Raw genomic sequence first — 21,961 nt, forward strand, 5'->3', positions numbered from 1 at the left:
TACAGTTTTCAATAACAAATAAACCTAATTTTATATAAAAGATGCTTAAAAAATATTTTGTCTTATAGTAGATCATATAATACGATTGATATTTAACTAAAAGGTCGTTTAGCTTAGAGAGTGAATTGAACTCATTTATTAAATTGACATTAATAAGCAGTACTATCTTATTAACACTTACAGGCTGTAGTGATTTTCCTGTGTGTTTTTACAGTTTTCAATAACAAATAAAGCTAATTTTATATAAATTAATTAGATAAAAGATACGTAAAAACTATATTATCATATAATAGATCATATATAATACCGTGAATATTTAGCTAAAAGATCTTTTAACTTGGAGAGTGAAATGAAATCATTTATTAAAATGACATTGATAAGTAGTGCTATCGTATTAGCACTTGCAGGTTGTGATGATAAAAAAACTACCGAAGAAAACAAAACACCTGCTACTACAACGACAAATGCTACCGAAACAGCACCTGCACCAGCAGAAAATAAAGCAGAACCTGCGCAAGCAGAAAATAAAGCAGAGCCTACACCAGCAGAAAATAAAGCAGAGCCTGCACCAGCAGAAAATAAAGCCGAGCCTGCTAAAACCGATGATAAAGCTGAAAACACAGTTTCAACTTCAACTGAAAAAGCTGATTCTTTGAACAATAAAATAAAAATTACCACTGAAGCCCAAAAAGAGTCTTATGCACTAGGTTCTTCATTTGCTAACTACCTAAAATCAAACTTAGAACAAAATGAAGTAAAAGCAGACCAAGAATATCTAATCAGCGGATTTAATGAAACCATGAAAGGTGATTCACAACTTAATCAAGAAGAAGTGAACACAATTCTAGAAGCTTTCGGTAAACGTATCCAAGAAGAAAGCCAAGCGCGATTTGAAAAGCAAAAAACTGAAAATACCGCAGCGGGTGAAAAATTCCGTGAAGCATTTGCCAAAGAGCCTGGAGTAATAAAAACTAAATCAGGTTTATTATATAAAGTTATTCAAAAAGGTACTGGAGCTCACCCAACTGCCAAAGATACTGTTATCGTTCACTATGTTGGTACCTTAACTGATGGTCGTAAATTCGATAGTTCTTATGACCGAAACGAGCCAGCAACCTTCCCACTTGACGGTGTAATCAAAGGTTGGACTGAAGGAATTCAACTCATTGGTGTTGGCGGTAGAATTAAATTAGTTGTCCCACCAGAATTAGCTTATGAAGATAAAAGCTTGCCAAGCCAAGGTGACAATGCCAATATTACTCCTGCGTCAACTTTAGTTTTTGAAGTTGAATTGCTTGGTATTGATAAAGATAACACCGAAGAAGCTATTCCAACTGCTCGGCCAGTACAAGCACCAAACTAATTTGATGAAACCATTAAGTTATACGCTGGTTATTATGGGTCCCGCTTATGGGACCCAATCTGCTTATTGTGCTTATCAATTTGCTCAAACATTATCTTCAAATACAAATCATTCAATCAATAGCATCTTTTTTTATGCTGACGGTGTCTATAACGCTAATCATTTTACTGATCCGGCCAATGATGAATTTGATCTCGTCAAAGCATGGCAAGACTTAGCAAAACAAAATGCTTTAAAGCTTAAGGTTTGCGTAGCAGCAGCACAAAGAAGGGGAATTAGTATAGAAAACCTTGCTGAACATTTTGAACTAACCGGCCTTGGTGAATTGAGTGAGGCAGTAGCAAGTTCTGATCGAGTTCTACAATTTTAAAAAGGTAGATTAGATGAAAAATGTAGCAATTATTATTAGTACTCCACCACACGGCAATGCAAAAGGCCGAGAAGCATTGGATACCGCTTTAGCCTTATCAACATTTAATCATATTTCTGTCTTTTTTATGGGCGATGGTGTTTTTCATCTGTTACCTAATCAACATCCAGAAGAGATTTTAATGCGAGATTACATAGCAACCTTTAATATGTTAGAACTTTATGACATTGAAGATGTTTATGTTTGTAAAACAGCTTTAGATGAGCGGAATTTAAGCCAGATTGCCCTCAACATTCCTAACCAACAAATCGAAATTACCCAGTTTCATCAGTTACTTGCGGATCAAGACACTATTTTACGCTTTTAATTAGCTTCAAAAACCCCGCTCCTCAACTTTTTTTATAATTCTATAAACAAAATCTATGCTTGCCAAAGATAATAAAAATCCTCGTGGCTTTTATCATTACTACCACGAGGAGAATATTGATAAAACTTATTTAATAAAATTGATATTAAACTAATTTTTTCATTTTATCGGCAATCTTCTCAGCTTGTTGACCAACAACAATTTGAACGCCTGTTTTACCTAGTTTTATCACTGCCATTGCACCAAGTGCTTTAGCTGCTTGTTCATCAACCAAATCTGAATCATGAACATTCAAACGTAAACGTGTGATACAAGCATCAATATTAGTTAGATTTTCTTTACCACCAACGATAACTAAATATTGTTCAGCAAGCTTAGAAGTATCACCTACAGTTGGTACGTTCTCTTCAGCTGAAGTATCGGTCACATCGTCTTCACGTCCCGGTGTTTTAAGATTGAATTTAACAATAACAAAACGGAACACAATATAATATACAAAGAAAAATACGACACCTTGAAGAATAAGCATATACCAATGTACAGCTAAAGGATTGCGGCTTGAAAGTAACATATCGAGTAAACCAGCACTAAAGGCAAATCCAGATATCCATTGCAATGTTGCTGCAATAAACAAAGAGATACCCGTTAAAATTGCATGGATAACATAAAGCACTGGAGCCACAAACATGAAGGCAAATTCTAATGGTTCAGTAATACCTGTAAAGAAGGCAGCAAAAGAAGCGGCTAACATAATGGAAGCTGTTTTGTCTTTATTACCTTCTTTCGCTGTATGATACATCGCTAAAGCAGCACCTGGTAAACCAAACATCATAATTGGGAAGAAACCAGCTTGATAACGACCAGTAATACCAACAATCGCTTTACCACTATCAATTGCATTTTGTCCTGCTAAGAAATTAGGGATATCGTTAATTTCAGCAACATTAAACCAAAATACAGAATTAAGTGCATGATGCAAACCAACCGGAATCAACAAACGGTTAAAGAACCCATAAATACCCGCTCCAATTGCACCTTGTCCTTTAATTTCTTTACCAAATGTGACTAAAAATTCATAAATATGTGGCCAAACATAAAGCATTCCAAAAGAAACAAATAACATTACAAATGAAACAATAATTGGTACCAGACGCCTTCCACTAAAGAAAGCAAATGCCTTATGTAACTCAATATTACTAAAGCGGTTATATATTTCAGCAGAAATTATTCCAACTAAAATACCGATGAATTGGTTTTGATGGATTTTATCAAAAGCCTTTGAAACTTCAGCTTTTGGTGTAGAAGTTAATAATGCTACTGTATCTGTAGATAATAAAGTTGTTATAACCAAAAAACCAACCAATCCACTCAACGCCGCAGCACCATCTTTATCTTTAGACATACCGTATGCGATACCAATAGCAAACAGTATAGCCATATTATCGATAATGGCCCCACCAGATTTAATTAAAAAAGCGGCGACTCTGCTATTTGCTCCCCAACCAACAGGATCAATCCAATAACCAACACCAAGAAGAATTGCAGCAGCAGGTAATACTGCCACAGGCACCATCAACGAGCGCCCAATGCGTTGTAAATAAGCTAAAATTCCCATAAGTTTTACCTCATATTATTATTTTGGGTTACTTAAAAAATAATGAAATTTCACATCTTTAAGTAAATGTAAGTAAGTCAACTATATTTCACATTATATTATTTTACTTCGCAAATTAAATGTTTGCTTTTTGTGATTTATATCACGATTTATTTTTGATTAATTAGTTTAATATAGTAGAATATGCTCAACATATTTTACGTTAAAAAAAAAGATTTTATTTAATTATATCAGAAGAGGCTGTATCTTATGAGACTTATTCCTTTAGTAAATGCGCAAGAAGTCGGCGCTTGGGTAGCACAGCGCATTGTTAACAAAATTAATCAATTTAAACCGACAGCGGAACGTCCGTTTTTATTAGGTTTACCTACAGGTAGTTCTCCGCTAGTTATGTATCAACAACTCATCAAACAATATCAAGCAGGTAAAGTCAGTTTTAAACACGTTGTTACCTTTAATATGGATGAGTATGTCGGTCTTCCAGAAGATCACCCTCAAAGTTATCACACTTTCATGTATGAAAATTTCTTCAACCATATTGATATTGATAAAAACAATATCCATATATTAAATGGTAATGCACCAGATATCGATCAAGAATGCCGCGAATATGAAGAAAAGATTAAATCTTACGGTAAAATCAATATTTTCGTTGGCGGTGTTGGTCAAGATGGACATATTGCATTTAACGAACCAGGTTCTTCACTTTGTTCAAGAACTCGAATTAAAACTTTGACTGAAGACACAATTATCGCTAACTCACGCTTCTTTGATAATGATATCAAACAAGTTCCAAAACATGCGTTAACGATCGGTGTTGCAACATTAATGGATGCACAGGAAGTGATCTTATTAGTTTGTGGACACAACAAAAGTTTAGCGTTACAAGCCGGTGTTGAAGGATGCGTTAATCATTTATGGACAGTTACCGCATTACAAATGCATCCAGCATCAATTATTGTTTGTGATGAGCCAAGTACTGATGATCTTAAAGTGAAAACACTAAAATATTTTAAACAAATGGAAGCTGATAACCTTAAAGTGACCGTTTTATAAAGGATAACTCAATGTACGCATTAACAAATTGTCGTATTTACACTGGTTATGAAATTCTTGAAAATCACGCCGTTATTATTGACGGCGATAAGATTGCCAAAGTTTGTAAACAAGAAGAACTACCAGCTAATATCACTACTGAAGATTTACAAAGTGCCATTGTTGCACCGGGTCTTATTGATATTCAAGTCAATGGTTGTGGTGGTGTACAATTTAATGAGACCCTCGATGCGTTAAGTGTTGAGACATTAGAAAAAATGCAAAAAACTAACCTAGTTTATGGTTGTACAAGCTATTTACCAACTTTAATCACATCAACTGATGAATTTATGATTAAAGCAGTAAACGTTATGCGTGAGTATTTGGCTAAACATCCAAATCAGGCATTAGGTTTGCATCTTGAAGGCCCTTACATTAATCCAGAAAAGAAGGGTATTCATAATGTAAATTACATCCGCCAACCTTCACAAAAAATGATCGACTTTCTTTGTGAAAATGCTGATGTCATAAAAATCATTACGTTAGCCCCAGAAAAAGTTGAATCTCACTATATTAAGCAATTAGCTGATGCTGGTATTCATGTTTCTGTCGGTCATTCTAACGGTCATTATGAAGATTGTCGTCGTGGTTTTAATGCTGGTATCCGTTTAGGAACGCATCTATTTAATGCAATGCCTTATATCACTGGACGAGAGCCCGGTGTTGTTGGCGCAATTTATGATGAACCCGAAGTTTATGTCGGTATTATTGCTGATGGTCAACACGTAAGTTGGGCTAATATTCGTAATAGTCATAAAATTAAACAAGATCATTTAATCTTGATTACCGATGCTATGTTATTAGCAGGGTCTAATCTAACCTCTGGCGTATTTGCTGATAAAACTATCTATTATAAAGATGGCCGTTGTGTTGATGAAAATGGCACTTTAGGTGGTTCAGCATTAACTATGATTGAAGCAGTTAAAAATGCAGTTGAATATGTTGGTATTGCTTTAGATGAAGCTCTAAGAATGGCAACGCTTTATCCTGCAAAAGCAATTGGTGTTGATAAACAACTTGGTACAATTAGTGAAAGTAAAATTGCGAACTTAGTTATTTTTAATCGTGATTTTTCAAACGTGAAAACGGTTGTTAATGGAGTAATGACCCGCTAGAATGTTAGATAGTTAATGAAAATATTGAGATAAAATATGACCTTTAATTATCTACACCTAGTTGGCAATGCTGAGCTAATCAAACAATTAAATTACGCTATGATTTACCGTTTGATTGTTCAGCAAGCCCCAGTTTCACGGATACAACTCGCCGAAATTAGTCAATTAGCACCAGCCAGTATAACCAAAATTACTCGCCAACTTATTAAAAAAAATTTAATCAAAGAAGTTGATGCACAGCAATCAACTGGTGGGCGTCCGGCTGTGTCAATACAAGCAAAATTTGGTTACTATCAGACTATTGCCATTCAATTAAGTCGTTCCCATGTTACCATTGAACTATATGACCTTGGTGCTAACTGTTTAGTATCTGAAGTTTATCCATTAACCTCGTTTACCCAAGAATCAGCTGAAGAATATTTAATTGCATTAATTGAACAGTTCATAGAGCAAAATAGCAAAAAAATAAAACATCTTGTTGCTATATCAGTGGTATTACCAGGTTTGATTGACTCTGTTCGCGGGATTATTCGTTATACACCTCATATTCAAGTTAAAGCTTGGCCTCTAGCTGATGCTCTTCGTAATAAATTTAACATTTCGATTTTTATTGGCAATGATATTCAAAGTTTAGCTTTAGCCGAAAGTTATTTTGGCTCAACTCAAGATGTTGATGACTCAATTTTGATTCGTGTACATCGCGGTGTGGGATCGGGTGTAATTGTCAATCAGCAACTATTAACAAACCATAATCAAAGTGCTTGTGAAGTTGGACACATCCAAATCGATGCGTTAGGAGAGCGTTGCCATTGTGGAAATTTTGGCTGTTTGGAAAATCGTGTAGTTAATAAAGCAATCGAGTTTCGAGCTAAACAGATGATTGAGCAAGGTTATCCAACTAAATTAAGTTTAGATAACTGTAATATTTCCACTATTTGTAAATATGCTAATCAAGGCGATGAGCTGGCAATTAAGTTAGTCAAAGATGCTGGTGAAAATCTTGGTCGTGCTGTTGCTATGATGGTGAATATTTTTAATCCACAACGAATTGTGTTAGCGGGTGAATTAACTAAATCATCAGAAGTGTTGTTAAATGCGGTAAACAGCGCGTTAAACGCACAAAGTTTAGAAGAGTTGAGAAAAAATCTTACTATCAATTGTTCATCGCTTAATGACCGTTCAGCAATTGGTGCATTTGCATTGATACAACAAGCGTTATTTAATGGTTCATTATTAATGACATTGTTAGAAAACAACATTACATTATAATGTGCGTATATCAGAAAAAAAGCCCGGCTACCGGGCTTTTTTTGATTAAGCTAAGATACGAAGCATTCTTCTTAATGGTTCGGCAGCTCCCCATAATAACTGGTCGCCAACAGTAAAGGCTGATAAATAGTCTTTACCCATATTAAGTTTACGTAAACGTCCTACTGGCGTAGTTAATGTACCAGTAACAGCTGCTGGAGTCAGCTCACGCATTGATAAATCACGATCGTTAGGTATAACTTTAACCCAATCATTATGTGCAGCAAGTAATTTTTCAACTTCTGGCACACTGATGTCTTTTTTGAGTTTGATGGTAAATGATTGACTATGGCAACGTAATGCACCAATACGCACGCAAAGTCCATCAACAGGAATAATTTGGCTAGTACCTAAAATCTTATTCGTTTCAGCCTGGCCTTTCCATTCTTCTTTACTTTGACCATTATCAAGAGCTTTATCAATCCAAGGGATTAAACTACCCGCTAATGGCACACCAAAATTATCTGTTGGTAAACTACCAACACGCATTTTTTGCGTCACTTTCCGTTCAATATCTAAGATCGAAGAATTAGGATCTTGTAGCTCTTTAGCTACTTCGGCGTTTAACATGCCCATTTGGGTAAGCAATTCACGCATATGACGCGCACCGCCACCTGAAGCAGCTTGATAAGTTGATACTGATACCCAATCAACTAAGTTTTCAGCAAACAATCCACCAAGCGACATTAACATTAAACTTACAGTACAGTTACCACCAACAAAGGTTTTGATACCTCTATCTAAAGCTGCATGAATATTAGCTTTATTGACTGGATCAAGAACAATGATTGCTTCATCTTCCATTCTCAATGTTGATGCCGCATCAATCCAGTAACCTTGCCAGCCAGTTGCACGCAATTTTTTATAAATTTCAGAAGTATAATCACCACCTTGGCAAGTCACTATAATATCTAATGCTTTCAGAGCATCAATATTATCGGCACTTTGTAATGTTCCTGTTTTACCACCAAAGGTAGGGGCAGCTTGACCAGCTTGAGAAGTAGAAAAGAACACAGGATTGATATAATCAAAATCATGCTCTTCAACCATACGTTGCATAAGGACGGAACCAACCATTCCACGCCAACCAACAAAACCAACATTTTTCATATTTTATTTCCAACGATAGATGTTATATAAAGAAATCTTTATTGACTATTAAAACAAAATATCACCATAAAACAAGTGAGATAAGAATTATTTTTTAAGAGTATTAAAAGATAATAGCGAATTATATAAAACTATCGTTATTTAAATTGCTGGCTAGTTTTTATTGATATTCCTTTTCCAGATAATTTTTCACGATGATAAGTACACCCAAATGACTTATTTGATGATGAGGATTGTCATAAATAATATTAACTCTAATATTAACTATTTTTTAATTATGGTGTTGGCATGGTTTTCCAAATAAAAAACTCGACTGTATTTAGAAAATTATCAAAAAAATGCCCTTCATATTGATCTGCTACAACTAATACCTGCTGTTTTTGGGTATGGTTTATCTCATTAAGACGAGCGATAAATTTAGCACTTTGCCATGGTGCTACACGTTCATCTTTCAAACCTACCGAAATCATAACCGGTGGATACGTAACATAATCTTTTAAATTTAAATAAGCATCTATTTTAGATAAATCCTTTAACTGTTTTGAGTTTAATGGCGAGCCAAACTCAGCAAAGTTTGCTTTACCAATGGCGATTTTATCTAATCGACTCATATTTAACATACCCACATTAATAGATGCCGCAGCAAAAAGTTCAGGATGTTTAGCTAATGCCATTCCAATTATAATACCACCTGCACTCTCACCGCTGATAACTAGCTTAGATGGTTGAGTAATATTATGATTAATTAAATATTGTGCGCATGTTATAAAGTCATCAACTGAGTTTTGTTTATTAGCTAAGCTACCGCCAATATGCCAATCTTCGCCTAATTCTCCACCTCCTCGAACGTGAGCAATTGCAATTATTCCACCTCTTTCAAGCCAAATTAAACGTGTAGCATCAAAAAAAGCGCGCTGACTTACACCATATGCACCATAGGTAGTTAACCATGTAGGAGCAGTACCATCATATTTGATCCCTTTAGGATGAATAATCGTCATAGGAACAAGTGTTCCATCGTTTGATTTTACCCATTGTTGTTCAGCCTCATAGTTTGCAAACGAAAAAGCACTGGGATTAATCATTTTTGAATCTTGAATTGATCCATTATCGGGGTTATAGGTAAATATTTTCGGAGGAACAGTCCAATTTTGAGCAGTAAATAATATTTCTTTGCGATCAGTATCACTAAAAATGGCTGTTATTTCTTGACTATTTGTAAGAGAAATCGATTTAACATAATGAGGGTCAGTAAAAGGAATAGCAACAAACTTGGGTGTTTCTGACTCATGATAAGCTAAGTAAATAGCATCTTTGCTTGCTGCAAATTGGAGCAAATCTCCATTTTGCCATTCCATAATTTTTTCTTCTAATTGGCTATTTTTATTCAAATTCACGCGCGAAATAGTATAACCAGACAACGCATTGTATTTAGCTAAATATAACCAATCATCTTTTAGAATAAAATTGGTAACTTTTTGTTTTCTATCGATGATTTTTTGCCAATGAACTTTAGTATTATTGAGATTATCATAATGTGTAAGGTATAAATCGATACTATAACCAGATATAGAAGATGAGATAGACGCAATAGCCCAATTACTAGAAAAAGATAAGGCTATATTTTGATCGGTAACGGGGTCATAACCAGTTATTTGATTTTTACTAAAGATTAAGACATCATCTTTTGTCTTAGTATTTAGATGGTGGAAATATAACTCTTCTGTGCCCGATTTTGGGCTATTTTGTTGATATTTATCATTTCTTTTATAAAAAAAAGATAAATTATCATTTGACCAAATAATGCTTGGATCCGATATGCCTGTTATATGATCATTAAGATGTGATTTAGTTTTTACATTGATAATTTTTATTGATGATATCTCAGCACCATTTTCATAAATGCTATAAGCAATATATTGCCCATCACGTGACGGATAAAAATCATATATACCATAGCCAATAGGAGGATCTATCAACAATTTTTCATTATTGTAGCGATCTCTAACAAAAAGGCGATTATACGGATAATCTGCTGTTTGTTTGAAATAAAAACAATTATCGCCTACATATTGAATATCAGAAATTCTAGGTTCAGAACCAAAATCAGTTAATTGATTAAATCGTTTACTGACAGTTTTTGACCATGGTAATGCATCTAGTATGTTGACGGTTCGTTCAGACTCAGATAATAACCAATTACTGATTAACTGTGGCTGATTTTCCATCCAACGGTATTTATCGTTCGCTTCGATTTTTTTTAACGTTAATTCATTATTAGTTGTACAACAGCAACAAATACTACTTAACAAGAGAATCAATATTATGATAAATGTTTTCTCTTTAAATATTGTCAAATTTACCTACCTATTAATTCTATATAATTCAAGGCTTAAATAAAAAGGTATAACTAGTAATGAATAAAAGCAAATATAATTTTATTTGAGTTAAAAATATATTTGCCTTATTAAAGTTAAATTAATTGATTATATATCTGACCAGATTAAAACTCTTCATCTTCTATTATTGATGACGTCATTGACACCATATTATAGTGCTCAATACTTTGTTGAGCTGTTTGCATTAGTTCTGATAGTAAATCATCTAGCGCCATTTGTGTTCTTAGCATAAATGTTGCCAATAACATGGGTATATTCACCCCAGTAACAATTTCTAGATTTGGATAATTGGCCATTAATCTGGTTAGTGTGTTAAAAGGCGTTCCGCCTTTTAAATCCACCAAACACAATATTGCCTCACCTTGTTGAGCAAAGCTTGCTAAATGATTTTCAATCTGCTGTTGAAACTCATCTAACGATTGCCCCATTAAAAAGGGCACTGCTTCACATAAGGTTTGTTTACCACAAATCATCTCGGCACTTACGATCAGACTTTGAGCAGTAGGTCCATGAGTACTGATTAATACCGCAACCATTGTTGCTCTCCTTAATAATCCAAGCAACGATAGTAGCGACGAATAGTCATTGGGTGCCGATTTAAGTGTTCAACGTATGCATCAATTCGGTTATTTATCGTTCTAAACACAAACGGTGATAAATGACCACGATATTTTTCTGATATACCCGGTAATGGATAGTCTTTGGTATCAATAATGGTGTAGTTACCACAAATTTGTGGTAAGAATTTCGCCACTCTTTCACTTAATGGACGTTGACTATCTTCACCAACATAAACAGTTACAGCTGTATCACGGTCAATCACTTCTAATGTGCCATGGAAAAATTCAGCAGACTCGATCGATTTTGAACGTAGCCAGTGTTGCTCTTCCCAGTAGCACATCGCATGAGAATAAGTTGCACCCCATTGGTTGCCAGCGCCGACAAAATAGTGCATAGCATCGTTATGATGTTTCAATGCGACTTCTTGCCCGAATGCATCAGCTTTTTTCGCCACTTCGACGATATTTTTAGCAAAATGTTGATCCATTTGTTGATAAAATTCATCATAGTCAGGGTATTCGCCGGCCAAATACATTAAGCGATCAGCGGCCATAAAGAATTTCAATTGCTCATTCATTGGGTAAGAAATCACATGGTGCGCCATTTTACCTAATGGTGAATCGGCTTTATCTAAAAAGGCTAAAACTGTTGCCCCCACATCTTGTTGAATTTTATTAATAGCCTCAACGACCTCTTGGGTTGAGCCTGTAACAGATGAGATGATAATTAAGGTGTCTTTGGTTATACGCTTATTGCCGGTCACCAGATATTCCGCTGCATGTTGAATAAAGGTTTCAATGGCTGATTTTTCTTTCATATGGACAACTGCTTGCATCGATGAAGCGTAAGTTCCGCCAATACCTAACCAGCACACATTACTGTAACCACGGGAGTGAATTTTATCGATAAATTCATTGATTTGTGGACGAAGTGCTAATGCGCCATTCATGCTGTCGAGTTCTTTTTTTTCATCGTATTTTCTCATGCTATAATCCTCTTAATTTTAGATTTAGTAATTTCATCAAATTCCGGATATGTTGATTTTTCCAGATTGTGACCTTTTAACTGTGATACTTGATAGCTAAGTAAGTGAATAGGAATTGTCATAAACAGCGAAGTTAATCGCTCATCACAACTGATACCTAGACATAAGTCATTTTGTGTTCGGTTGCCTTGTTGATATGCATAAATTGTTACAACATTTTTCACATACTGATTTAAGAATTGTTTTAAGGAATCGGCTCTTTGCGCCAGTCTTCCTTGCGGTTCAATAAAAATGATTTGATCATCGCTATGCAAACCCAGATAAGGGCCATGCATATACTCTTCGAGCTCTTTACCCAACGCAGTGTTGCGTACGGTTTCGGTAAATTTAGTTTCTCCTTCCCTTGCAACCCCGTAGGTAGCACCGTAACCGATCAATATTACCCGTTGAGCTAGAGTATATTGATCTTCAAGGCGATTAACCCAAGCTTGTGAACGCTCAATGACTTGTGGTAATAATTGGGTAATCGTTTTAATCTGATTCATATAGTCATCAAATTTGGCTTGATTAATGGTTTCGGTTTTTTGTCCAATAATGAGGCTAATTAAGATCAAATCTAAAATAGTGATACTATAACCGGCACTGACATAAGGCATTTCTTCAATCGGCATCCCCATAGATAAAACGTGATTGCTAACTTGATACAAAGGACTTTGTGGATTGCTGGTCAGGCTATATATCGTCTTGTTATGGTGAATAAATTCCTTAACTAAATGAATGGTTGAATAACTCTCTCCACCTTGTGAAATGGCAAAATAGAGTGTATTTGGATCGTTATAGTGCAGGTAATTAGCCGCCATTGAAGGATCTTCAATATAGACAGGAATCTTCAACAGTTCGCTCATTATTGGTCTTGCACCATAAGCAGCATTAGCACTGGAGCCAGTGGCAAAAATGACAATGGCATTAAGCTGTTTTATTTGACTTAAATCGATATGATCGGCAAATAAAGTCTGATAATTATCTAAAACAGCTTGATAATATTTCGGCTCTAATGCGACATAATCAGCAATACTTTTCATTGTTAATTCCTCAACTTCCTAATAACCCAGTCCAGGCACCGAAAATACCAATGGCGGCAATGAGTAGAAGAATCCAATGTGCTTTAACGCCTTTTCTCACCAATACAAACATAAATAGCGTAAAGAGTAACGGTAGGATCTGTGGCACAATGCCGTCAAAAATATCTTGTAAGGATGCCGAATCATCACCGGTACCTATTTTCAATGGCATATTGAGTGTCACCATGGTGGCAACCATTGCCCCGACCACACAGAGCCCGAGTACTGAAGCACCATAGGACAATTTATCCATTAAGCCCGTTTTTTGCACTTTTTCAATAAAGGAAGCACCAATGTTATAGCCAATTAATAAGCCAAAATATCGTGCTAAAATCGCCGGCACATTAAAGATAAGCAGGAATAACAATGGACCTAAAATATTGCCTTCCAGCGCTAAAGAGGTGCCAATGCCGGTGGCAATAACACGTAATGTCCCCCAGAAGAAAGAGTCACCTAAACCACTTAACGGTCCCATTAACGCAATTTTGACATCATTAATCGAACTTTTATCAAACTCACTATCGGTGGCATTTTGTTCTTCCATCGCAATACAGATGCCTAAAGGGAAAGTAATTAGCCAAGGGGTAACATTATAAAATTCTAAGTGGCGTTGATAGGCATCGGTAAGGTCAACTTGATTATCACTATAAATTTTATCTAAAGCCGGGCGCATGGCATAGGCATAGCCTAAGTTCATTTGCCGTTCATAATTCCATGACCATTCAGCGGTGAAAGAGCGCCAAAAAGTTCGGGTTAATTCTTTATTGGTTATTAATTTAGAATTCTTCGTTTTCATAATCGATCTCCTGTGCACCTAAAACGTTGCCAGTTGTTAGCTTCTGACTGTCTTGCTCTGTTACGCCTTTTTTTCCATTAAATGAGGAGTAACCGGTCAAAATAAGTGCTAGGCAGGCACCAAAAATGGCCACGCCAGTAACAGGCACTTTCATATAAACGGCTAAAGCAAAACCAAGAACAAAAAAGGTGACATTGGTTTTTTTAATCATAATTTTCATTAACATAGCAAAACCGAACGCCGGTAATAAGCCGGTGGCAATACCTAAACCATCGATAATAAAGCGAGGAATCATTTCTAATAAGCCATTGACCGCTGAACTACCGAATAAGTAGGAGAATCCAACCACTAAACCAATTGGCAGATTGATTGAAAAGAAACCACCGAGTATGTTCATTCGATCCATACCTTTGCCGTTGCCTTCGCTGGCGTATTTATCGGCTTTGTGAACAAAGTAAGGAAGAATAAAAAGAAAACATAAATTTTTGACTAATAAAACCAGTGATGCAATTGGAATGCCCAGTGCTAAGGCGATTTCGGTACTTTTCCCTGCGCCAATGGCAAAAGCGGTACCTAAAACACTGCCGGAAATTATTTCCGGTGGAATGGATGCACCGATTGAAAACGATCCGACAAACGCTAATTCTAACGTTGCCCCAATTATAATGCCTTGTGTGATATCACCCATGACTAAACCAGCTAAGGTACAAGTCACTAACGGTCTGGATAACATTGATGAACCTAAAAAGTATTCACCATTTGCTAACATCGCAATCAAAGCTAACAGTAATGCGGTTAATTCGATACTCATTTTGTACCTCTCAACTATTTCTCAAATTTCTGCTTTGATTCACTTGGAATTTGCTGAATGTAGATATCAATACCGTCTTGTTGCAATTTGGTCAGTAAATCTGCTTCAAGATCGGTTAAATTGATGGTTTTAGAGTAGTTTTTTGTGCCTTCACGTGGTTTAGTACCACCTAAATTAAGGCTGGTTATTTTGCCTTGCGTGCCACGGATTAATTTTTCAGCATCTGCTACTGATTCAACGACTATCAGCATTTGATATTTATCAGTTGCGCCTGAGTTTATCGCCTCAATACTGTCATCAATTGATTTCATCACTAATTTTGCATGCTCTGGCTTCGCCAAACGAATCGCAGATTTACGTAGTTCGTCGTTGGCTACAACATCATTAGCAACTAAAATCGTGTTTGCATCCATACTTTCGAACCATGAAACAACAACTTGACCATGCAATAAGCGATGATCAACGCGTAACAATTTAATCATTGGTGTACCTCCTAAGTGAAATCGACCACATATTTGGTATTACTAGCAAACTTATACTCGAGAGCAATCGGTTCGCTATTAGTATCAAAATAGTGATTAGAAATTTTAAATAATGGGTCGTTAATCTGGATTCGAAGTTGTTTAGCGAGCTCGGAGTTGGCCACAATCAGTTGCAAATCTTGTTCTAATTTATCGACTTTTTTCTTGCCTGAATTGATGATTTCGAGCGCAGATAACACTTTGATAATTGAAATTTGAAAATCGGGAAAGTTATTTAATGGCAGGACAAAAATCTCTTTCGTAATACTGTTTTTTGCCACTTCAAGGAAGCTAATGTAATAGATCAGTTCAGCCGGTTTTATTTTTAGTAATTGACTGTAATATGCACCTGCTTGTCTTAAGTAAGCTTCTTTGATTACTTTTTTGTGATTGGGGTAGATGTATGGTTTTATGATACCTGTCATCTCTAAAATATTTTGGGTCGAGAGCGTTGGCGCAACAAACAGACCAACTCCTTTTTTCCTAACCACCATATTTTGATCAACTAATCGATCTATTGCTTTACGAACAGTTGTTCGACTTACATTATAATCTTTTTGCAATTGCCCTTCGGGTGGTAACTCAGCACCAACGCCATATCGTCCGGTATTTATCTGCTCGAGTAATTGAGCGGCAATTTTTTCAAATAGCTTCATTTATGTTTTTCCTCATAATTGAAGATATTTTTGGCCGATAAGTGATACCGAAATCGGTTACCAATCAAATATTGTTCAGTATATTCAAATGGTTGAAAATTATTATCGTAACTATAACTTGATACTTTATAGATAGGTGTTCCTTCGGCAATAGCTAAATACTCTGCTTTATCTTCGGTCGCCGCTTCGTAGGTGATCTCTTCCCGTCCATGGCTTGGTGTAAAATGATAATGCTCTTTAAGGTATTCATAGAGCGAAATGTTATTTAAGTCCTGTTTTTCTAAATCGGTAAATTTTTCTGAAGGGAGATAATTGATTTCATAAGAAAGCGGTATTTTCCCCAAGAGACGTTGTCTGATAATTCTAATTAGTTGCTGGTTAGATCCGAAAAAGGTACGCAATTGTGCAGGCATCTTTATAATTTGATTGGACAATACTTTTATTTCAATTTGAACATTTTCTTCTTTTTGGATCTCTTCACTAAACGAAGACATTTTTAGCATATTGATTTCAAAAACATTGTGTTCCGGGCTGTAGTTATCTGTTTGAAACATATAACTTTCCATAGCTAAATCATGCAAGGCTTTCCTGACAGTTGTTCGGCTTACCTTAAAAAATTCCGCAAGTCCTCGCTCAGTCGATTTTTCCGTAATAATTTTAGGATTTGCTCTTATTTGTTCTTCTACATCGGTTTTAGACGCAATATCTCGGTATTCCAAAGATCACTCTCCATTACTGGGCTTTTTTAATTCACAGATATATCTTAAATCACATAATATAGCTCAAAAAATAGATAAAAAAATACATGTTGTCAATTTTAAGTACCAAAAGTGTAAGGGAGATCACAAATTTTATGAGAAATTTAATAAAATCAATTAAATGAATATTAATTAGGGTTGACAGTGGGGTAAAATAGCAGCAGATAATGCGTTAAATAAACACTATAAAGCAACTGTTTATATGCTATTGCTGAGAATACAAGCGATAAAGCGGATAATAAAAAAGCCTACTCATTGAGCAGGCTTTTTTATATAAAATTGGTCGGCGAGAGAGGATTCGAACCTCCGACCCACTGGTCCCAAACCAGTTGCGCTACCAAGCTGCGCTACTCGCCGTTAGATGTTTCATACTTTGCATAAATGGGGTGGCTAATGGGATTCGAACCCACGACAACTGGAATCACAATCCAGGGCTCTACCAACTGAGCTATAGCCACCATATGAAGTAGGACGAAATATTACGCATAAAAAATAATATTGTCCAGTATATTTTTTAAAAATAATGCTAATTGGTTATATTAAAAGCGCTTAAAGTCTATTCTTTTACCATCAGGGATAACATTAGACTTTATGTGACATAATATCAATTATCTGAGTATCCAATGCTTTCATACTATTACTTGCAATCGCCCCTAGATTATTAATGGTCGTTTCAACACTATCACAAACAATGCCTTCATTACCGGTTACTCGAATCCGATTTAAAGCCATCAATACAGCTTTAAATCCAGATGAAACCGATGTTGACACTTTCATTGCACAACTATTTGATGCACCATCACATATTATTCCAGACAAATCACCAACCATATTGCATATTGCCATATCTACTGGCTCATATTGCTCTTTTCCAAGCAACCATGCCATACCAGCAGCAACGCCCATTGCAGCCGTTGATGCTGCACAAAGTGCTGATAAAGGTGGGAATTTGCTATGTATATAGATCGCAATAGTATGAGATAAAATTAATGCTCTAGCTAATTGCTCTGGCGTCGCATTTAAATAATCGGCGACAACAACTACCGGCATAGTTGCTGTTATCCCCTGATTACCCGATCCGGAGTTACTCATTGCAGGTAAAGTCGCACCACCCATTCGTGCATCAGATGCTGCTGCGGTGCGAATCATCACTTTGGACAGCAAGTCATCTGCTAACAATCCTGTTTTTGTTTGTTCATACAATGTTGCAGCAATACTTAAACCATATTCTCGCCTTAATCCTTCTTGTGATAAAGCATTGTTTAATTCTGCCGAATGTAAAATAAATTCGATATCATCAAAATTAGCTTGCGTTGCAAACTCATATATCTGTTTGACTGACATATGATTTATGATCGACTCTTGTTTAGATTCACTTTGCGTTTTTTTATCTGCTTTTAAAATAGTTTCACCATTTTTTTCGATCAGAATTACGTTAGTATGTGAGTTTTCGATGCATACCCTAACATGATCGGTATTCGTATAAATATTGGCTTCAGAATAAATAGCAGTATTATTATCAGCAATTTGTACATTAACTTTATGTTCACTAATTAGTGTTTTAGCCTGAGTAATTTGTTTTGGTTTAATATTTTTTAATACTTCAAGGCCAGCTTGAGCATCGCCACCTATTGCCCCTATTGCTGCGGCAATAGGTAATCCAACCATACCGGTACCTGGAACAGTAACGCCCATGCCGTTTTTCATTAAATTTGGCGAAACAAAAGCCTCAATACGATTAATATTATTTTTATCAATATATTTAGCTGCAACTGCAGCAGCCAAAGCAAGCGAGATAGGCTCTGTACAACCAAGAGCCGGTAAAACTTCGTGTTTCACCAATTTAATTAATTGTTGCCAAGTTAGTTTCATTTATTATCTCCATATAGCTAACAATAAATAGTGAAACGTTCAATTTATAAATAATGTGACTATTTTATTCTATTTAACTTGAAAACTGAATGTACTGCTCACATATTACATAACAAGTTAGTTAAAAAATATTAATGAAACATAGCTTTTATTAATAAATTACATCACTACTAACAGTTCCTTATTCAATCGTTTTTTGATTGAAATATATACTATGAAAATAGAGTAAATCTAAATTTCTATACTTAGTTGCATAGTAAATAAATTAATCAGGAATAGTTCAAAATATGTAATATTTTAGTAAATCCACCTGACTTTTTTTTTATTATTGCAATAATGTAACTATCTAAAATTAAATAATAATGGCGACGTATGATAAATATTTTATTAATTGATGATGATGTAGAATTATCACAAATGCTTAGCGAATATTTAACCAATGAAGGTTTTAATATTAAAAGTGTTTATTTGGGTAAAGATGGTATTGATGAAGCGCTTTCAGGTAAATACCGTGTAGCAATTTTAGATGTAATGTTACCTGATATTAATGGAATTGATGTCCTTAAAAGCATTCGTCAACAATGTAATATGCCAGTAATTATGCTAACGGCTAAAGGTGATAATATTGATCGCGTGTTAGGGTTAGAATTAGGTGCAGATGATTACATTCCAAAACCATGTTATCCACGTGAATTATTAGCTAGATTACGAGCGGTTTTACGTCGTTTTGATGAACGTTCGGTTGAATTAGTCGATGATAAAAAATATCACTTTAATGGTTTAACCTTAGATATTCCTCAGCGATTATGCACTTGGAATGGTCAACCTATTGATTTAACGTCTACCGAATTTAACTTATTAGTTTTACTTGTGAAACATAGTGAGCGAGTGGTAACTAAAGAAGAATTATCTGAAATTGGGCTTGGTCGTGCACGAGAGCTTTATGACCGTAGTGTAGATGTCCATATCAGTAATATTCGCCAAAAATTACATCAAGTCGCACAAAATGATGTGACCATTGAAACGATAAGAGCCGTTGGTTACCGTATTCGTTAATGTAGGTTTGACATGAATCGTCGATTATTTTGGAAAATTCTGATTATCTTTTGGATAATCTTTTATCTTACTTTCCAATTAACTTGGATTGCTTTCTCTTATTATATAGAGAATAAAAATCAACGATTCTTAAATCATATGCCAACTAAAGTGGATATGATTGCACAATTACTACATGTTGCTGGTGAAGATGAGACTCTCAATTTTATCGCACATCTCCCCGAACGTGAGCGAGTTTTATTGTCGATAAAATTGGTCTCTCCTCAAAATGATCAAGTCAATATCATCACAGATGAATTAGAATCAACCAGTTATTTATATCAAAGGATGGCGGTTGCACCAGACGGAACACTTTACTCGGTATCATTTAAAGACGATAAAACAGATCATAGCAATAATAGGAAAACTTTATTCAATATGCCAACTCCCATTGTATTAATGGGGATATGTGTTGGGTTAGTATTCAGCCTTTTTTTAGCATGGAACTTAACCAGACCAATGAAGTTATTAAGGCAAGGTTTTTTTAGAGTTTCTCAAGGCGATCTTTCTGTCCGCCTATTCAAAAAATTAAAACCTCGTCGTGATGAGCTTAGCGAATTAGGTAAAGATTTTGACATGATGGTTGAACAGCTCAATATCTTAATTTCTGATCGCCAAGCATTACTTCATGATGTTTCACACGAACTTAGAACGCCACTGGCCCGTTTGCAGCTTGCCATCGGCCTTGCACAGCAAAATAAACAAAACATAGATACTTCATTAGCTAGGATTGAGTTAGAGTCGGAACGCCTAGATCAATTAATAGGTGAAATTTTGAATTATTCACGCGCAGAAATGAATAATCGAACCGATGAATATTTTGACTTAAAAGAGTTAATTGGTGTTGTTGTTAATGATGCTAACTATGAAGCAAATCATCAATCTATTGAAGTAGTATTTAGCATATCATCGATTTCACATTCTATTGTTAAAGGTAATTCAGAACAAATACGACGAGCGATTGAAAATATTATTCGTAATGCTATCCGCTTCTCTAAAGCCGGTCAGACTGTTGAAGTATCGTTAAAAGAAGCAGGAAAATATTTACAAATAGAGGTTAAAGATCGCGGTCCTGGTGTAGATTCAAGTAAATTATCAAGCATTTTTGAACCTTTTGTCCGTATTCAATCAGCACAATTAGGTAAAGGCTATGGGCTAGGCTTGGCGATTGCAAGAAAGACCGTTATTATGCATAACGGTACTATTCAAGCTAATAATCGAGATGGCGGTGGTTTAGTGGTAACAATAAAACTACCTTATTGGCGAAAGCATTAATAACATTCTGAATTAACAGTTAAAACATACTCTTTCACAAGACTTTCAAGTGTAATTTTATCATAACCAGTAAAATTCAAATTTTTCATAATTGTTTGTGGATTAGTTTCAAGTATCGCCTTATATTCAGCTATATATTGCTTTGCAATTGGTTTATAAGACCAGTGCCACTCTTCTGGTAAATATCCACCCTTTCTTCCTTCATTAAATGGCTGGCAAAAACCATATTTTGGTAAGTTTTCACGAAGCCATTGATACAAAATAATACCCTTTTTATCATTTTTAAAATATTCAGATGACACGCTGGTAATATCAATATCTGTTCCCCAATGATGCCTTGATGTGCCAGGCATTGAAGATAATTTTAAAATTTCTTCGGCAATTTTTTGTGGCACTTTTAACTTAGGTAATAAGGCGTCCCATTTACGTTGCCAAATGCCATTTTGATACGTGTAATTACGTGTTGCACTCACAACTATAAACGGAATATCTGGATAAGATTTTTTAAAATCGTTATAAGCTTTAATTAGCTGCTGAGTGGGCTCTTTTTGAAGATACATGCCTTTTTTATTTACTGGTAATATTGTTGAATCCAGAGCAATAAAATCGCTGTCTTTTTTCTCATCAAATTGGCCAGTAAGTTTATTTAATGGAATTGATTGTGCCATAGCAAATGTTGAACATAAAAGTAGAGTTAAAGTTTGAGTAAAATTGGCAATTGTTTTTATTATTTTTTTCATCATTCAAATTGTAATTAATATTATATTA

General features: G+C 35.3%; 21 protein-coding genes and 2 tRNA genes. 8 read left to right on the forward strand and 15 right to left on the reverse strand.

The window, feature by feature from the left end:
* Nucleotides 1-349: 349 nt before the first annotated feature.
* From fkpA to tusC, 3 genes are read left to right on the forward strand one after another with little or no spacing between them, the layout of a single operon-like run.
* A complete protein-coding gene (fkpA, locus tag J3U23_RS08435) occupies nt 350-1,363 on the forward strand; it encodes an FKBP-type peptidyl-prolyl cis-trans isomerase (protein ID WP_267339010.1) in 1,014 nt (337 codons plus the stop codon).
* Nucleotides 1,364-1,367: 4 nt separating this feature from the next.
* Nucleotides 1,368-1,733, forward strand: coding sequence for a sulfurtransferase complex subunit TusD (gene tusD, locus J3U23_RS08440; protein ID WP_267339011.1), 366 nt, complete (start codon nt 1,368-1,370; stop codon nt 1,731-1,733).
* A 13-nt stretch (nt 1,734-1,746) separates the two neighbouring features.
* Nucleotides 1,747-2,100, forward strand: a complete 354-nt coding sequence (gene tusC, locus J3U23_RS08445; RefSeq protein WP_065562732.1) for a sulfurtransferase complex subunit TusC — start codon at nt 1,747-1,749, stop codon at nt 2,098-2,100.
* Between the two features lie 145 nt (nt 2,101-2,245).
* Here the strand turns inward: tusC and nagE are convergent, their stop codons facing one another.
* Nucleotides 2,246-3,715 carry an N-acetylglucosamine-specific PTS transporter subunit IIBC gene (nagE, locus tag J3U23_RS08450; RefSeq protein WP_267330801.1) on the reverse strand — a complete coding sequence of 490 codons (1,470 nt, stop codon included), beginning with the start codon at nt 3,713-3,715 and terminating at the stop codon, nt 2,246-2,248.
* 249 nt (nt 3,716-3,964) lie between these two features.
* On the opposite strand from nagE, the gene nagB reads away from it, so the two are divergent.
* The 3 genes from nagB to J3U23_RS08465 are packed head-to-tail and all read left to right on the forward strand — an operon-like array spanning nt 3,965 to nt 7,194.
* Nucleotides 3,965-4,771 carry a glucosamine-6-phosphate deaminase gene (gene nagB / locus J3U23_RS08455; RefSeq protein ID WP_065562734.1) on the forward strand — a complete coding sequence of 269 codons (807 nt, stop codon included), beginning with the start codon at nt 3,965-3,967 and terminating at the stop codon, nt 4,769-4,771.
* An 11-nt stretch (nt 4,772-4,782) separates the two neighbouring features.
* Nucleotides 4,783-5,925, forward strand: a complete 1,143-nt coding sequence (gene nagA / locus J3U23_RS08460; RefSeq protein ID WP_220225425.1) for an N-acetylglucosamine-6-phosphate deacetylase — start codon at nt 4,783-4,785, stop codon at nt 5,923-5,925.
* Nucleotides 5,926-5,961: 36 nt separating this feature from the next.
* The gene (locus J3U23_RS08465) at nt 5,962-7,194 is read left to right on the forward strand and encodes an ROK family protein (protein ID WP_267330803.1); all 1,233 of its coding nucleotides are present in this window, start codon (nt 5,962-5,964) and stop codon (nt 7,192-7,194) included.
* A gap of 45 nt (nt 7,195-7,239) precedes the next feature.
* Here J3U23_RS08465 and asd read toward each other — a convergent pair whose 3' ends face one another.
* From asd to J3U23_RS08530, 13 genes are all read right to left on the reverse strand, one after another.
* A complete protein-coding gene (asd, locus tag J3U23_RS08470; protein WP_267339012.1) occupies nt 7,240-8,343 on the reverse strand; it encodes an aspartate-semialdehyde dehydrogenase in 1,104 nt (367 codons plus the stop codon).
* A gap of 275 nt (nt 8,344-8,618) precedes the next feature.
* Entirely contained in the window at nt 8,619-10,700 is a 2,082-nt protein-coding gene (locus J3U23_RS08475) for a prolyl oligopeptidase family serine peptidase (RefSeq protein WP_267339013.1), read from the reverse strand.
* 146 nt (nt 10,701-10,846) lie between these two features.
* Nucleotides 10,847-11,278: a PTS sugar transporter subunit IIA gene (locus tag J3U23_RS08480; protein ID WP_065733663.1), complete on the reverse strand. Its 432-nt coding sequence runs from the start codon at nt 11,276-11,278 to the stop codon at nt 10,847-10,849.
* An 11-nt stretch (nt 11,279-11,289) separates the two neighbouring features.
* Nucleotides 11,290-12,288, reverse strand: a complete 999-nt coding sequence (locus tag J3U23_RS08485) for an SIS domain-containing protein (protein ID WP_065562740.1) — start codon at nt 12,286-12,288, stop codon at nt 11,290-11,292.
* Nucleotides 12,285-13,370 (reverse strand): SIS domain-containing protein, encoded by a 1,086-nt coding sequence (locus J3U23_RS08490; RefSeq protein WP_267339014.1) that lies wholly within the window; start codon nt 13,368-13,370, stop codon nt 12,285-12,287. Before J3U23_RS08490 ends, J3U23_RS08485 begins: the two co-directional genes overlap by 4 nt.
* Before the next feature lie 10 nt (nt 13,371-13,380).
* The gene (locus J3U23_RS08495) at nt 13,381-14,205 is read right to left on the reverse strand and encodes a PTS system mannose/fructose/sorbose family transporter subunit IID (protein ID WP_065562742.1); all 825 of its coding nucleotides are present in this window, start codon (nt 14,203-14,205) and stop codon (nt 13,381-13,383) included.
* Nucleotides 14,186-15,016 (reverse strand): PTS mannose/fructose/sorbose/N-acetylgalactosamine transporter subunit IIC, encoded by an 831-nt coding sequence (locus J3U23_RS08500; protein WP_220225430.1) that lies wholly within the window; start codon nt 15,014-15,016, stop codon nt 14,186-14,188. The genes J3U23_RS08495 and J3U23_RS08500 overlap by 20 nt, the downstream gene beginning before the upstream one ends.
* Nucleotides 15,017-15,030: 14 nt before the next feature.
* Complete coding sequence (locus J3U23_RS08505) at nt 15,031-15,498, reverse strand: PTS sugar transporter subunit IIB (protein ID WP_065562744.1); 468 nt, start codon at nt 15,496-15,498, stop codon at nt 15,031-15,033.
* A gap of 11 nt (nt 15,499-15,509) precedes the next feature.
* Entirely contained in the window at nt 15,510-16,193 is a 684-nt protein-coding gene (locus J3U23_RS08510) for a GntR family transcriptional regulator (RefSeq protein WP_065562745.1), read from the reverse strand.
* Nucleotides 16,190-16,912, reverse strand: a complete 723-nt coding sequence (locus J3U23_RS08515) for a GntR family transcriptional regulator (RefSeq protein ID WP_267330806.1) — start codon at nt 16,910-16,912, stop codon at nt 16,190-16,192. Before J3U23_RS08515 ends, J3U23_RS08510 begins: the two co-directional genes overlap by 4 nt.
* Nucleotides 16,913-17,231: 319 nt before the next feature.
* Nucleotides 17,232-17,308: transfer RNA gene (locus tag J3U23_RS08520), tRNA-Pro, on the reverse strand.
* 25 nt (nt 17,309-17,333) lie between these two features.
* Nucleotides 17,334-17,409, reverse strand: a tRNA-His gene (locus J3U23_RS08525).
* A gap of 124 nt (nt 17,410-17,533) precedes the next feature.
* A complete protein-coding gene (locus J3U23_RS08530; RefSeq protein WP_267339015.1) occupies nt 17,534-18,823 on the reverse strand; it encodes a serine dehydratase subunit alpha family protein in 1,290 nt (429 codons plus the stop codon).
* Nucleotides 18,824-19,198: 375 nt separating this feature from the next.
* On the opposite strand from J3U23_RS08530, the gene J3U23_RS08535 reads away from it, so the two are divergent.
* Both J3U23_RS08535 and J3U23_RS08540 read left to right on the forward strand, forming a co-directional pair.
* On the forward strand, nt 19,199-19,879 hold the full coding sequence (locus tag J3U23_RS08535) for a response regulator transcription factor (protein WP_065562775.1): 681 nt from the start codon (nt 19,199-19,201) through the stop codon (nt 19,877-19,879).
* A gap of 12 nt (nt 19,880-19,891) precedes the next feature.
* On the forward strand, nt 19,892-21,193 hold the full coding sequence (locus J3U23_RS08540; protein WP_065562747.1) for an ATP-binding protein: 1,302 nt from the start codon (nt 19,892-19,894) through the stop codon (nt 21,191-21,193).
* Here J3U23_RS08540 and J3U23_RS08545 read toward each other — a convergent pair.
* Nucleotides 21,190-21,936 (reverse strand): M15 family metallopeptidase, encoded by a 747-nt coding sequence (locus J3U23_RS08545; protein ID WP_081299501.1) that lies wholly within the window; start codon nt 21,934-21,936, stop codon nt 21,190-21,192. The two genes, J3U23_RS08540 and J3U23_RS08545, sit on opposite strands and share 4 nt — an antisense overlap.
* Nucleotides 21,937-21,961: the final 25 nt, after the last annotated feature.

The sequence above is a fragment of the Gilliamella sp. B3367 genome, from assembly GCF_026536825.1.
Taxonomy (GTDB): domain Bacteria; phylum Pseudomonadota; class Gammaproteobacteria; order Enterobacterales; family Orbaceae; genus Gilliamella; species Gilliamella apicola_E.

Coding starts and splice junctions, on each gene's coding strand:
- fkpA (WP_267339010.1), top strand. CDS start 350: ATGAAATCATTTATTAAAATGACATTGATAAGTAGTGCTATCGTATTA.
- tusD (WP_267339011.1), top strand. CDS start 1,368: ATGAAACCATTAAGTTATACGCTGGTTATTATGGGTCCCGCTTATGGG.
- tusC (WP_065562732.1), top strand. CDS start 1,747: ATGAAAAATGTAGCAATTATTATTAGTACTCCACCACACGGCAATGCA.
- nagE (WP_267330801.1), bottom strand. CDS start 3,715: ATGGGAATTTTAGCTTATTTACAACGCATTGGGCGCTCGTTGATGGTG.
- nagB (WP_065562734.1), top strand. CDS start 3,965: ATGAGACTTATTCCTTTAGTAAATGCGCAAGAAGTCGGCGCTTGGGTA.
- nagA (WP_220225425.1), top strand. CDS start 4,783: ATGTACGCATTAACAAATTGTCGTATTTACACTGGTTATGAAATTCTT.
- J3U23_RS08465 (WP_267330803.1), top strand. CDS start 5,962: ATGACCTTTAATTATCTACACCTAGTTGGCAATGCTGAGCTAATCAAA.
- asd (WP_267339012.1), bottom strand. CDS start 8,343: ATGAAAAATGTTGGTTTTGTTGGTTGGCGTGGAATGGTTGGTTCCGTC.
- J3U23_RS08480 (WP_065733663.1), bottom strand. CDS start 11,278: ATGGTTGCGGTATTAATCAGTACTCATGGACCTACTGCTCAAAGTCTG.
- J3U23_RS08485 (WP_065562740.1), bottom strand. CDS start 12,288: ATGAGAAAATACGATGAAAAAAAAGAACTCGACAGCATGAATGGCGCA.
- J3U23_RS08490 (WP_267339014.1), bottom strand. CDS start 13,370: ATGAAAAGTATTGCTGATTATGTCGCATTAGAGCCGAAATATTATCAA.
- J3U23_RS08495 (WP_065562742.1), bottom strand. CDS start 14,205: ATGAAAACGAAGAATTCTAAATTAATAACCAATAAAGAATTAACCCGA.
- J3U23_RS08500 (WP_220225430.1), bottom strand. CDS start 15,016: ATGAGTATCGAATTAACCGCATTACTGTTAGCTTTGATTGCGATGTTA.
- J3U23_RS08505 (WP_065562744.1), bottom strand. CDS start 15,498: ATGATTAAATTGTTACGCGTTGATCATCGCTTATTGCATGGTCAAGTT.
- J3U23_RS08510 (WP_065562745.1), bottom strand. CDS start 16,193: ATGAAGCTATTTGAAAAAATTGCCGCTCAATTACTCGAGCAGATAAAT.
- J3U23_RS08530 (WP_267339015.1), bottom strand. CDS start 18,823: ATGAAACTAACTTGGCAACAATTAATTAAATTGGTGAAACACGAAGTT.
- J3U23_RS08540 (WP_065562747.1), top strand. CDS start 19,892: ATGAATCGTCGATTATTTTGGAAAATTCTGATTATCTTTTGGATAATC.
- J3U23_RS08545 (WP_081299501.1), bottom strand. CDS start 21,936: ATGATGAAAAAAATAATAAAAACAATTGCCAATTTTACTCAAACTTTA.